Origin of the sequence: Lentzea californiensis (assembly GCF_024648825.1) — a bacterium.
Lineage (GTDB): Bacteria > Actinomycetota > Actinomycetes > Mycobacteriales > Pseudonocardiaceae > Lentzea > Lentzea californiensis.
Window position 1 is genome coordinate 372970 of sequence record NZ_JANBBE010000003.1, and the last position, 11399, is coordinate 384368.

At 69.0% G+C, this 11399-nt stretch carries 16 protein-coding genes; 14 read left to right on the forward strand and 2 right to left on the reverse strand.

Annotated features, from left to right (window positions below; all coding sequences use genetic code 11):
• Positions 1-6: 6 nt before the first annotated feature.
• The 6 genes from LX88_RS16130 (at position 7) to LX88_RS16155 (ending at position 5421) form a co-directional block, all read left to right on the forward strand.
• On the forward strand, positions 7-1278 hold the full coding sequence (locus LX88_RS16130) for an LLM class flavin-dependent oxidoreductase (protein WP_258948594.1): 1272 nt from the start codon (positions 7-9) through the stop codon (positions 1276-1278).
• A gap of 208 nt (positions 1279-1486) precedes the next feature.
• Entirely contained in the window at positions 1487-2359 is an 873-nt protein-coding gene (locus tag LX88_RS16135) for an amino acid ABC transporter permease (RefSeq protein WP_258948595.1), read from the forward strand.
• Complete coding sequence (locus LX88_RS16140; protein ID WP_258948596.1) at positions 2356-3078, forward strand: amino acid ABC transporter ATP-binding protein; 723 nt, start codon at positions 2356-2358, stop codon at positions 3076-3078. The genes LX88_RS16135 and LX88_RS16140 overlap by 4 nt, the downstream gene beginning before the upstream one ends.
• Positions 3079-3090: 12 nt before the next feature.
• Entirely contained in the window at positions 3091-4023 is a 933-nt protein-coding gene (locus LX88_RS16145; protein WP_090064032.1) for an ABC transporter substrate-binding protein, read from the forward strand.
• Positions 4024-4034: 11 nt separating this feature from the next.
• On the forward strand, positions 4035-4487 hold the full coding sequence (locus LX88_RS16150) for a winged helix-turn-helix domain-containing protein (RefSeq protein WP_258948597.1): 453 nt from the start codon (positions 4035-4037) through the stop codon (positions 4485-4487).
• Between the two features lie 61 nt (positions 4488-4548).
• Positions 4549-5421, forward strand: coding sequence for an aminoglycoside phosphotransferase family protein (locus LX88_RS16155; RefSeq protein ID WP_258948598.1), 873 nt, complete (start codon positions 4549-4551; stop codon positions 5419-5421).
• A 26-nt stretch (positions 5422-5447) separates the two neighbouring features.
• On the opposite strand, the gene LX88_RS16160 is transcribed toward LX88_RS16155, so the two are convergent.
• The gene (locus LX88_RS16160) at positions 5448-6320 is read right to left on the reverse strand and encodes an AraC family transcriptional regulator (RefSeq protein ID WP_258948599.1); all 873 of its coding nucleotides are present in this window, start codon (positions 6318-6320) and stop codon (positions 5448-5450) included.
• On the opposite strand from LX88_RS16160, the gene LX88_RS16165 reads away from it, so the two are divergent.
• The 6 genes from LX88_RS16165 to LX88_RS16195 all read left to right on the forward strand — a co-directional run bounded on the left by LX88_RS16165 (position 6319) and on the right by LX88_RS16195 (position 10222).
• Complete coding sequence (locus LX88_RS16165) at positions 6319-7071, forward strand: nuclear transport factor 2 family protein (RefSeq protein WP_258948600.1); 753 nt, start codon at positions 6319-6321, stop codon at positions 7069-7071. The genes LX88_RS16160 and LX88_RS16165 overlap by 2 nt on opposite strands.
• A 1-nt stretch (position 7072) precedes the next feature.
• Positions 7073-7912 (forward strand): protein-ADP-ribose hydrolase, encoded by an 840-nt coding sequence (locus tag LX88_RS16170; protein ID WP_258948601.1) that lies wholly within the window; start codon positions 7073-7075, stop codon positions 7910-7912.
• Positions 7909-8295 (forward strand): SIR2 family protein, encoded by a 387-nt coding sequence (locus tag LX88_RS16175; protein ID WP_258948602.1) that lies wholly within the window; start codon positions 7909-7911, stop codon positions 8293-8295. The genes LX88_RS16170 and LX88_RS16175 overlap by 4 nt, the downstream gene beginning before the upstream one ends.
• 265 nt (positions 8296-8560) lie before the next feature.
• Entirely contained in the window at positions 8561-8776 is a 216-nt protein-coding gene (locus LX88_RS16185; protein ID WP_258948603.1) for a helix-turn-helix domain-containing protein, read from the forward strand.
• Positions 8718-9797: an RNA-guided endonuclease InsQ/TnpB family protein gene (locus LX88_RS16190; protein WP_258948604.1), complete on the forward strand. Its 1080-nt coding sequence runs from the start codon at positions 8718-8720 to the stop codon at positions 9795-9797. Before LX88_RS16185 ends, LX88_RS16190 begins: the two co-directional genes overlap by 59 nt.
• 92 nt (positions 9798-9889) lie before the next feature.
• Positions 9890-10222: an SIR2 family NAD-dependent protein deacylase gene (locus tag LX88_RS16195; RefSeq protein WP_258948605.1), complete on the forward strand. Its 333-nt coding sequence runs from the start codon at positions 9890-9892 to the stop codon at positions 10220-10222.
• A 129-nt stretch (positions 10223-10351) separates the two neighbouring features.
• Here the strand turns inward: LX88_RS16195 and LX88_RS43695 are convergent, their stop codons facing one another.
• Positions 10352-10567: a zinc-binding dehydrogenase gene (locus LX88_RS43695; protein ID WP_307790337.1), complete on the reverse strand. Its 216-nt coding sequence runs from the start codon at positions 10565-10567 to the stop codon at positions 10352-10354.
• On the opposite strand from LX88_RS43695, the gene LX88_RS16205 reads away from it, so the two are divergent.
• Positions 10566-10838 (forward strand): hypothetical protein, encoded by a 273-nt coding sequence (locus tag LX88_RS16205; RefSeq protein WP_258948606.1) that lies wholly within the window; start codon positions 10566-10568, stop codon positions 10836-10838. The two genes, LX88_RS43695 and LX88_RS16205, sit on opposite strands and share 2 nt — an antisense overlap.
• A gap of 102 nt (positions 10839-10940) precedes the next feature.
• A complete protein-coding gene (locus LX88_RS16210) occupies positions 10941-11228 on the forward strand; it encodes an MDR/zinc-dependent alcohol dehydrogenase-like family protein (protein WP_258948607.1) in 288 nt (95 codons plus the stop codon).
• Positions 11229-11399 lie beyond the last annotated feature (171 nt).

Here is an 11399-nt window from a genome sequence, read left to right on the forward strand (position 1 = left end):
AGCGAGATGACCAAGCAGATCCACCTCGCCGCGCACTTCCCCGGCGTGAACAACACGACCGTCTGGAGCGATCCGCGGGCGGGCAGCCACATCGAGTTCGAGTCGTTCGTCCACTTGGCACGGACGGCCGAACGGGCGAAGTTCGACTTCTTCTTCCTGGCCGAGGGACTGCGGCTGCGCGAGCAGGGCGGCGAGATCTACGACCTGGACGTCGTCGGCCGGCCGGACACGTTCACCGTGCTCGCCGCGCTGGCCGCCGTCACCGACCGGCTCGGGCTCGCGGGCACGATCAACTCGACCTTCAACGAACCCTACGAGGTGGCCCGGCAGTTCGCCTCCCTCGACCACCTGTCGGACGGGCGTGCCGCCTGGAACGTCGTGACCTCGTGGGACGCGTTCACCGGCGAGAACTTCCGGCGCGGCGGGTTCCTCGAGCAGGAGGACCGGTACACGCGCGCGGAGTCGTTCCTGCGCACGGCGTGCAAGCTGTTCGACACCGGCGTGGGGCCGTTCGAGCACACCGACCAGCACTTCGACATCAGCGGCACGTTCGGTGTTCCGCGCTCGCCCCAGGGCCGTCCGGTGATCCTGCAAGCGGGTGACTCCGAGGAGGGCCGTGAGTTCGCCGCCGCCACCGCCGACGCGATATTCTCGCGGCACGGGACCCTGGAGGCGGGCCGGAAGTTCTACCGCGACGTGAAGGGTCGGCTGGCCAAGTACGGCCGCACGCACGACCAGCTGGTGGTGCTGCCCGCGGCCACGTTCATCCTCGGCGACACGGACGCCGACGCGCAGGAGAAGGCCGCCGTGGTGCGGCGGCAGCAGGTCAGCGGCGCGACGGCCATCCGGTTCCTGGAGCAGGTGTGGAACCGGGACCTGAGCGGCTACGACCCGGACGGGCCGTTGCCCGACGTCGAACCGCTGGCCGGGGAGAACACCATCGCGAAGGGCCGCGCGAGCGTGCGGATGTTCAAGGACCCGGCGCAGACCGTGCGGGAGTGGCGGGAGAAGGCCGCGGCCAAGAACCTGTCCATCCGCGACCTCGTGATCGACGTGAGCGCCCGGCAGACGTTCATCGGGTCGGCGGACAGCGTCGCCACGCAGATCGACGACCTGGTCCAGCAGGACGCCGCGGACGGGTTCATCCTCGTGCCGCACGTGACGCCGGGCGGGCTCGACGAGTTCGCGGACACCGTCGTGCCGCTGCTGCAGGAGCGCGGCGTTTTCCGGGCCGACTACTCAGGTCCGACGCTGAGGGATCATCTCGGTATCCGATAGTTGTTCAGCACGTGGACGTCCTTGCCCGGCCGGTTCACCGGTACATAACGTGGGTGTCGTTGAGTGAGTGCTCTCCTCAAGAGCGCAGGGAAGGGAGGACAGGATGAACGGCGCCGCCTCGTTGGTCCTGTCCTCCCGCTGTCGCATCGCCTGTACGAGCTGACCTCTCCCGCTCGTCTCACGTTCCCCGCCGCAGCAAGGACTCGCCATGACCTCCGGCACGCTGACTTTGGTGTCCACAAAGGACGATGATCTCTCCTCGTTACCGGTCGTGCCGGCCCGCCACCCGTGGCGCTGGGTCGGTGTCGCGTTCGTGCTGGTGCTCGCCGCGCAGTTCGTGCACGGCCTGGTCACGAACCCCGCGTGGGACTGGCCGACGTTCGCCCGCTACTTCACCGCCCGGTCGATCCTGACCGCCGTCGGCACGACCATCGTGCTGACCGTGCTCGGCACCGTGCTGGGGTTCGCGCTCGGCATCGTCGTCGCGGTGCTGCGGATGTCGAAGAGCCCGTTCCTGAGCGCGGTGGGCTGGACCTACATCTGGGCGTTCCGGTCGATCCCGCTGATCGTGCAGCTGTTGTTCTGGTTCAACATCTCCTACCTGTACCAACGGCTTTCGCTCGGCGTTCCGTTCGGGCCGGAGTTCGTCAGCTTCGAGACGATCGCGCTGATCAGCCCCATGGGTGCGGCCGTGCTCGGTCTGGCGCTGCACCAGGCGGCCTACGCCGCGGAGATCGTCCGGTCCGGCGTGATCTCCGTGGACCGCGGGCAACTGGAGGCGGCGGCCGCGCTGGGCATCCCGAGGTTCCGGCAGTTCCGCAGGATCATCCTGCCCCAGGCGATGCGCTCGATCCTGCCCAACGCCGCCAACGAGGTGATCAGCCTGTTCAAGGGCACCTCGGTCGTCTCCGTGATGGCGATCGGCGAGCTCTTCTACCAGGTGCAGGTCATCTACGGCCGCAACGCGCGGGTCGTGGCGCTGCTGATGGTCGCGACCGTCTGGTACATCATCCTGACCACCCTGCTCTCGATCGGCCAGCACTACGTCGAGCGCTACTTCGCGCGAGGAGACCGCAGGTGATCGAGGTTCTGGGCGTGCACAAGAGCTTCGGCCCGCTCGAGGTGTTGCGCGGCGTGTCGCTGGACGTCGCGGCCGGCGAGGTCGTGGTGGTGCTCGGGCCGTCCGGCTCCGGCAAGTCGACGCTGCTGCGCACCATCAACCACCTGGAGAAGGTGGATCGCGGGTACATCACCATCGACGGCGAGCTCATCGGCTACCGCCGCCGCGGCGGGAAGCTCCACGAGCTCAAGGAACGCGAGATCCTCAAGCAGCGCAAGGACATCGGGTTCGTCTTCCAGAACTTCAACCTGTTCCCGCACCTCACCGCGCTCGAGAACGTCGCGGAGGTGGCGGCGCTCTCCGACGCACGGCACTTCCTGGAACGCGTCGGGCTCGCGGACAAGGCGGCCGCCTACCCGCGGCAGCTCTCCGGCGGCCAGCAGCAACGCGTCGCCATCGCACGAGCCCTCGCCACGCGGCCGAAGGTCGTGCTGTTCGACGAACCGACGTCCGCGCTGGACCCCGAACTGGTCGGCGAGGTGCTGGACGTGCTGCGCGACCTCGCCCGTTCCGGCACCACCATGGTCGTCGTCACGCACGAGATCGGCTTCGCCCGCGAGGTGGCCGACCGGATCGTGTTCATCGACGACGGCCTGATCGTCGAAGAGGGAACACCTGGCGAGGTGCTCGACCACCCCGTCCACGAGCGCACCCGCGCTTTCCTGTCCAAGGTCCTGTAGAAGGAGTTCGTTGTGCGCAAAGTACTTCTCGCCGTGCTCGCGTTCGGTCTGGCCGCCTGCGGCACCGCCGGTGGCGAGGAGCCCGCCGAGGTCTCCGGCCTGAGCGTGAACCTCAGCCCGCAGCAGAACCGCGTCACCGCGGCGAAGGACGACACGATCGCGGCGAAGGTGCCGGAGAAGTTCAGAACGAAGGGGGAGCTGGTGATCGGCGGATCCGCCGGCACAGCACCACCCCTGCGGTTCTACGCCACCGACGACAAGACCGTGATCGGCGTCGAGACCGACATCGCCTCGCTGGTCGCCGACGTGCTGGGCCTCAAGCCCCGCCTCGAGGTCGCGTCGTGGGAGAACCTGTTCGTCGGTCTGGACAGCGGCGCGTACGACCTCGGCCTGTCGAACATCACGGTGACCGAGGCGCGCAAGGAGAAGTACGACTTCGCCACCTACCGCCTGGACACGCTGGCGTTCGAGGCGAAGAAGGGCGGCACCTGGAAGGTCGAGGAGCCCAAGGACGTGGCGGGCAAGGTGATCGCCGTGACGTCGGGCACCAACCAGGAGAAGATCCTGGTCGACTGGAGCGCCGCGAACGTCTCGGCGGGTCTGAAGGCCACGGACATCAAGTACTTCCAGAACTCCTCGGACTACTACCTGGCGCTGCAGTCCGGCCGCATCGACGCCTACCTCGGCCCGAACCCCACGTCGGCCTACCACGCGGCGACGTCCGGGCAGACAGAGGTGATCGGCAACTTCTCCGGCGGCGCCGCCGTCCAGGGCAAGATCGCCGCGACCACGAAGAAGGACAGCGGTCTCGTGACGCCGGTCCAGGAAGCGCTCAACCAGCTGATCGCCAACGGCAAGTACGCCGAGGTGCTCAAGCGCTGGGGCCTGTCCGACGAGGCCGTGCCGACGTCCGAGATCAACCCGCAGGGTCTGCCGAAGAGCTGAGGAGGTGCGACATGAGGTTCAGCATCACCATCGATACCGAGGACGAGGACACCGCGCTGCGGCTGCTCGGCGCGCTGACCGACGCGGGCCTGGTCCCGGCTGTCGAGGCCGCGGTGGAGGAGGTGGACGTCCGGGTCCTGCCGGACACGCGGCAGGTGCTGGTCCACTCCAAGCCCGTGGAGCTGACGCGGCTGGAGTTCGAACTGCTGCTCCACCTGTGCTCCCACACCGACCGGGTGCACCGCCGCCGTGAGCTGCTCTCAGCGGTGTGGGACGTCGACGACGACTACAGCGGCGGCCGCACGGTGGACGTCCACGTCCGGCGAGTACGCCAGAAGCTCGGCGACGCGGCGGAGATCATCCAGACCGTCCGCGGCGTCGGCTACCTGGTCGCGTCGAGCGGCCGGTTCCGCGTGGAGCGCTCGCCGAACGTGGTGCGCCTGGCGGACCGGCGCGCCGGATAAACGAGTTGCCGCGGCCCTGGACGCGGTGTTGCATGGGAGGCTCATCCGGGGGAGTTGATCGATGCTCGACGGCGAGACCGCCACCGACGTGTCCCTTGTGGACGAGCTGATCCGCACGCAGTTCCCGCGCTGGCACGGTCTGCCGATCACCGAGCTCGTGCACGGCGGCACCAGCCACGCCCTGTACCGGCTGGGCTCCGACCTGGCCGTGCGGTTGCCGCGCCGCGAATGGGCCCGGGACGACCCGGCCAAGGAAGCGGTCGTCGTTCCGCTGGTCGCGCCGTGCCTGCCGGTCGCGGTGCCGGAACCGCTGGCGTTGGGCGAACCTGCGCTTGGGTACCCGTACCGGTGGTCGGTGGTGCGCTGGGTTGCGGGCGAGATGGCCCCGGTTGAAGAGGTTGGTGCGGACACTCCGCTCCGGCTCGCTTCGCTGATCCGCGCGCTGCACGAGATCGACGCGACAGACCGGCCGTGGACCACCTATCGCGGCCGGCTCGACGCCCGTGACAACGACGACGCCGTCCGCTCCTGCATCGCACAGGTAGGCGGTGACCCCAGACTCGTCGCGATCTGGGACGACGCCCTCAACGCCCCGCGCTGGGACCAGCCGGGCCGGTGGCTGCACGCCGACCTGCACGTCGGCAACCTGATCTTCACGGGCGGCGAGCTGACCGGCGTGATCGACTGGAGCAGCGCGGGCGTGGGCGACCCGGCCGGCGATCTCATGACGGCCTGGCTCTACCTCGACGAACGCGGCCGCAAGGTGTTCCAGCGCGAGATGGGTGAGTACGACGACGCCGCTTGGGCTCGCGCCAAGGGCTGGGCGTTGCACCTTGCTGTGCTTGCGTTGCCGTATTACCGCGAGACCAACCTGTTCCTCGCGGGCATTGCCAGTCGGACACTCGACCAGCTGTGCCCTGGGTGGGACGACTGATGCGGGCCCGCCACGCCCTCGCGCAGCTACTCGCGGAACGCCCCAGGTGACGAACCCGTCTCGCGCACGAAGAACTTCGTGAAGTTCGTGGCCTCGCTGAACCCCAGCCGGTGCCCGATCGCCGCCGACGACAGGTCGGTGTGCACGAGCAGCCGTTTGGCCTCCAGTGTCACGCGGGCGTCGATCAGCGCTTTCGCGGACTGGCCGGTGGCGTCCAGGCAGATGCGGTTGAGGCTGCGCGTCGACCAGCCGATCCTGGCCGCGTACTCGGCGGCGTTGCGGGTGGTGGCGAAGGAGCGTTCGAGTTCCTGCTGGAAGCGTTCGAAGCGGGGGTCGTGGCTGGGGGTGTAGCCCGGTAGGCGGGCGATGCGGAGCAGCAGCGCGCCCAGTAGCTGGCGGAGCAGGTCGACCGGTTCGTTGGTCAGCAGGTTGCGGCGGTACTCCTGACGGAGGTCCTGCACGGCACGGCTGAAGACCGCCAGTTCCGCCGGAGGGACCGTGTGCAGGACCGGGCCGAACGGGCTGAGCACCGGCGGTGGGAACGCAGGGGTGAAAAGCACCATGAGCGCCTCCGCGGAGCCTTCGGGCAGGCGGAGCACTCGGCCTGGGCTGATGTGGAGCAACGTGCCGGGGGTGCACGGGTGGTCCACGAAATCGACCATGGTGGTGCCGGTGCCCGTGGTGAACAGGAACAGCTGGTGGAAGTCGGTGCGGTGCACCTTCGTCAACGTGTCAACGGTGAGGCGGCGGCGGAGGACGCCCAGGTCTAGCGCTTCCAGGCCCAGCTGCCCGCGGTCGGGGTTGCTGAAGCCGAACTGCGCTACTTGTCCACTTTTGACCATGGTGAGGCGTGATCCTACCTCGATCGGACGCGGCCGGCGGAGCACTGTGTGAGCCATGGACAACAAGGAACTCGTGCTCAAGGCCGCAGGCGAACTGTTCGGCGACAAGGACCCGTCCGCTGTGGACCGCTGGGTGGCGCCGGACTACCGCCAGCACAGCTCGCTCATCGCGGACGGACCCGAGGCTCTGCGCGGCCTCGTCGCGAACCTGCCGGAGGGCTTTCGCTACGAACTGGCCCGGGTGATCGTGGATGGCGATCTCGTTGCGCTGCACGGCGTCTACCACGGGTTCGGGCCGGAGCCGCTGGTCGCGTTCGACCTGTTCCGGGTGCGGGACGGCAAGCTCGCCGAGCACTGGGACGCGCTCACGCCCGTCGTCGGGAACACCGCGAGTGGACGGTCCCAGACGGACGGTCCCGCACAGCCCGCACAGGAGAACACCGAGTTCAGCCGTGCGCTCGTCCAGGAGTTCGCGCAGCGGATCCTGCAGGACGCCGACTACTCGGTGCTGACCGACTACATCTCCACCGAGACCTACCTGCAGCACAACCCGGAGGCCGCGGACGGGCTCGACGGGTTCGGTGCCGCCGCTGCGAACTGGGCGCAGCAGGGGAAGAACCTCGTGTACAAGACCGTGCACCAGGTCGTGGCCGAGGGTGATTTCGTGTTGCTGCAGTCGGAAGGCGAGTTCGGCGAGCCGGTCGCGTACTGGGACCTGTTCCGCGTCCAGGACGGCCGGATCGTCGAGCACTGGGACGTCATCGCGCCGATCCCCGCCGCCCTGCCGCACGCCAACGGACTGTTCTGACGTGCTCGCCACCCTGCCCGGTTACCGGGACGCGGTCGCACTGGACGAGCCCTTCCGCCCGCTCAGTGCGCCCGCCCACGAACTCGGCCCGTTGACGACCCTCGCCCTGCGGATGCTTGGTGACGACCCGTGGGTCGGCCGGTTCCAGGTGCCCGGGAACGCCGGCGAACGGCGGCGCCTGCTGCGGGCACTGCTGACCATCCGCGGGCCCGCGCCGCTCGACCCGGAGCTCGTCGCCGTGCTGGACGCCCTGCTCGGCGGTGAACGGCAGCGCACCAGGCCCGCCGACGTGCTGGAACTGCCCGCGCCGATCGCGGTGTGGCGCGGCGACATCACCCGGCTGAAGGCCGACGCGATCGTCAACGCCGCCAACGACGCCATGCTCGGGTGCTTCCAGCCCGGCCACGCCTGCGTCGACAACGCGATCCACGCGGTCGCCGGGCCGCGGCTGCGGGCCGACTGCGGGCGGATCATGGCGTTGCAGGGCACACCGGAACCGACCGGCGCCGCGAAGATCACCCGCGGCTACCACCTGCCCGCGCCGTTCGTGCTGCACACCGTCGGGCCGATCGTGCGCGGGGACCTGGTGCCCGCCCACGGAACGGCGCTCGCCGACTCGTACCGGGCGTGCCTCGACCTCGCCGCGGAGGTGCCAGCGATCCGCACCGTCGCGTTCTGCGGCATCAGCACGGGGATCTTCGGCTTCCCGAAACGACCGGCCGCGCGGATCGCCGTCGGCACGGTCCGGGACTGGCTCGCCGCACGCCCCGGCCGGTTCGACCGCGTGGTGTTCGTGGCCTACCAAGCCGAGGACGAAGCTTTCTACCGGGAGTTGCTGTGACGCTGGAACGCTGGCTGGACGAGGCCGACCGCGTGCTGATCGCGGCAGGAGCGGGACTGTTGGCGGCGGCGGGTTACGACTACTCGGACGCCGAACGGTTCGCCGAGCTGTTCCCCGTTCTGCACGGGAAAGGGCTGTGGGCGCGGTTCCAGTTGATCGGGCTGCCGCTGCCGCCCCGGTTGCTGTGGGGTTACTGGTCCGTGCACGTCGACGACATCCGCTTCGGCGAGGAACCGAACCCCGTGTACACGCGGCTGCGGCAGCTGGTCGGCACTCGCGACCACTTCGTGCTGACGTCCAACGTGGACGGGTTGTTCGCGCGCAACGGGTTCGACGAGGAACGGGTCTGGACGCCTCAGGGCGACTACGGCCGCTACCGGTAATGTGGGCCAGTGCGCCAGGCTTCAGCCCAGTGGCGGAAGCCCGCGCGGGCGGCCGGTCACGGCTGAGCGTGTCCTGGACCGGCCGGTTCTGCTGCTCGATGTGCTGTCGCAGCACGGTGATCGGTGCACCTCTGATCGAGTCGGCGAAGTAGGACCCGGACCAGAGTCGTTGTACCCGCCAGTAGCGGTGGAAGCGCAAACGCAATGTCGGCCAGTATGAACACCATCTACATCGGCCATGAATCTAACTGCCTAGGATGGTGCGGTGCAGTTGCGGTACAACTTCCGCGTCTATCCGACGCCTGGTCAGCGTGACGCGCTGGCGCGGGCGTTCGGATGTGCGCGTGTGGTGTTCAACGATGCGCTGCGCGCACGCCAGACCGCCCGTGAGAACGGCCAGCCTTACCTGTCGGACGGGGAGTTTGTCCAAGCGGGTTATCACCCGTGCCAAGGCGACGCCGGAGCGGGTGTGGCTGGGTGAGGTGTCGGCGGTGGTGTTGCAGCAGGCGCTGGCGGATCTGAACACCGCGTATCGCAACTTCTTCGCTTCGGTCACGGGTAAACGCAAGGGCCGCAAGGTTGCCCCGCCCCGGTTCCGGTCGCGTAAGGACAACCGGCAAACTGTGCGGTTCACTCGCAATGCCCGGTTCGCGGTGCTGGGCAACGGCCGGTTGCGGTTGCCGAAGATCGGTGACCTCGCGGTGCGCTGGTCGCGCGAGTTGCCTGCTGAACCGTCCTCGGTGACGATCGTGAAGGATGCGACCGGCCGGTACTACGCCTCGTTCGTCGTCACGACGAAGCGGGACGAGTCATTGCCGACGGCCGAGTCCGAGGTCGGCATCGACCTGGGCTTGACGCATTTCGCGGTGCTCTCGGACGGCACGAAGGTGGCCGCGCCGAAGTTCCTGCGCCAGGCGGCACGCAGGCTGGCGCGGTTGCAGAAGTCGCTGAGCCGCAAGGTCAAGGGCTCGAACAACCGCAAGAAAGCTGTTGTCAAGGTTGCCCGCGCGCACGCGAAGGTGGCCGACACGCGGCGGGACTGGCAGCACAAGCTGTCCACGGCGATCATCCGCGACAACCAAGCGGTCTACGTCGAGGACCTGTGCGTGACCGGTCTGGGCCGCACCAGGCTCGCGAAGTCCGTGCACGACGCCGGGTGGGCCGGTTTCACCGGCATGCTGCAGTACAAGGCGGACCGGTACGGACGCGTCTTCGCCCGGATCGACCGGTTCGCGCCCACGTCACAGACGTGCTCGGAGTGCGGACGGATCGACGGGCCGAAACCGCTGTCCGTGCGGTTGTGGACATGCCTGTGCGGTGCCACCCACGACCGGGACATCAACGCCGCCAAAAACGTGTTGGCCGCCGGGCAGGCGGACAACTCAAACGACCGTGGAGCGCAGGTAAGACCAGCATCCGTGCTGGCACCGCGCCGCGAAGCGGTAACCCACCCGGACGCCGCGCGGTCCACGCGTAGCGTGGAGAGAGTCTCCGCCCTTTAGGACGGAGAGGATGTCAACAGTGCGAGACGCCGTGCACGCGCGAGACCTGGCCGAGCAGGCCGACCATCGAGACCGCGCTCGCCACTTACGACGTGGAGACGGGCGAGGCCATGGCCGTGCCGTCCTGCCCGCGTTGCGGGGGAGAGGTGTTCCTGAACGTGCACAAGGGACCCGAGTACGTGCCCGACCACTACCTGCCTGCCGGGCAACGGCTGCGTGACTGGCTGCAGGACGGCGTGCTCGTCCTCGAGATAGGCGCCGGGTACAGCACGCCCGGAGTCATCCGCTCCCCGGTCGAGTCGGTGGTGCGCGGACTGCCGGGTGCGCGGCTGGTGCGGATCAACACCGCCCACGCCGAGGTACCGGCGGATCTGGCCGAGCGGGCACTGAGCGTGCGTGCGGACGTCGCGGAGGTGCTGGCATGAAGATCACGGCGGCCGTCGTGGGGGAGCGGCACGGCGAGTTCGAGCTGCGCGAGGTGTTCCTCGACGAACCGAGGGACGGTGAGGTGCTCGTCCGGATCGTGGCGGCGGGGATCTGCCACACGGACTCGATCACCCGGCGCGGCGACCTGTGTCGGTGGCGCCGAACCGCCGGGCGAGCGCGAGCCGGGACTCGCGCCGGTCGACCGCGATGATCTGGGGCGCACCGCTGTTGCGCGCGGCCGTGACAGCGGCGAGCCCGACCGCGCCGGCGCCGTAGACGACCGGGGATGAACCGGGGTGCGGCTTCAGCACGGCGCCCGCGCCGGTGGACAGTCCACACGCCATGGGACCGAGCAGTTCCAGCGGGCCGTTCGACGGGCACCAGGCCGCGCCACGGCACGAGTTCGTGCGTCGCGAACGACGACTGCCCGAAGAAGTGGCTCGCCAGCGGCGATCCATCGAGTCCGCGCAACGAGGTCGACCCGTCGTCGCGGCCACCGCCGACCAGGAGGTCCCCCAGCCGGAGCCAGTACTGCGGCTGACCGTCCACGCAGTTGCGGCATTCGCCGCACCACGGCCAGCCGAGCACGACGTGATCTCCCTCGACCACCGGTGAACGTCGCCGTGGACGAACCCGTCGCGGCGGTGCACGAGATCTGCTCCGGGCCCGCGGACTTCAGCTTGGAGTGCACCGGGGCCGTGGCGGTGCCGTCAGGCCGTGGACTCGATGGGGATGCGCGGGACGTGCGCGTTCATCGGCGGGGCGCCGGCAGGGGCGCGCGTCGAGCTGGACCACCTCGGCACTTTGTGGGGCAAGCGCGTCGTCGGCGTGCTGGGCGGGGAGGGGCGGAGCGCGGCGCTCATCACGACGCTGATCGACCTGCACCGGCAGGGCAGGTTCCCGTTCGACGAGCTCGTCACGCACTTCCCGTTCGGCGCCGTGGGGGACGCGATGCGGGCGGCGGAGGCCGGCGAGGTGATCAAGCCCGTGCTGCTGATGCCATAGCACGTCGCGCCATCCGCGAACCGGAGTAAGAGGCCCCGCCATCCGGGGCCATTCGTCAGGTTACGTAGATGAGAAAGTTTCACTACCCCCCTCGACGCCGCCGCGGGTTTGTGCGTACGGTGAGCGCGCTGTAACCGTACCGGTCAGTAGTAACCCTAGCTGAATTCCTTT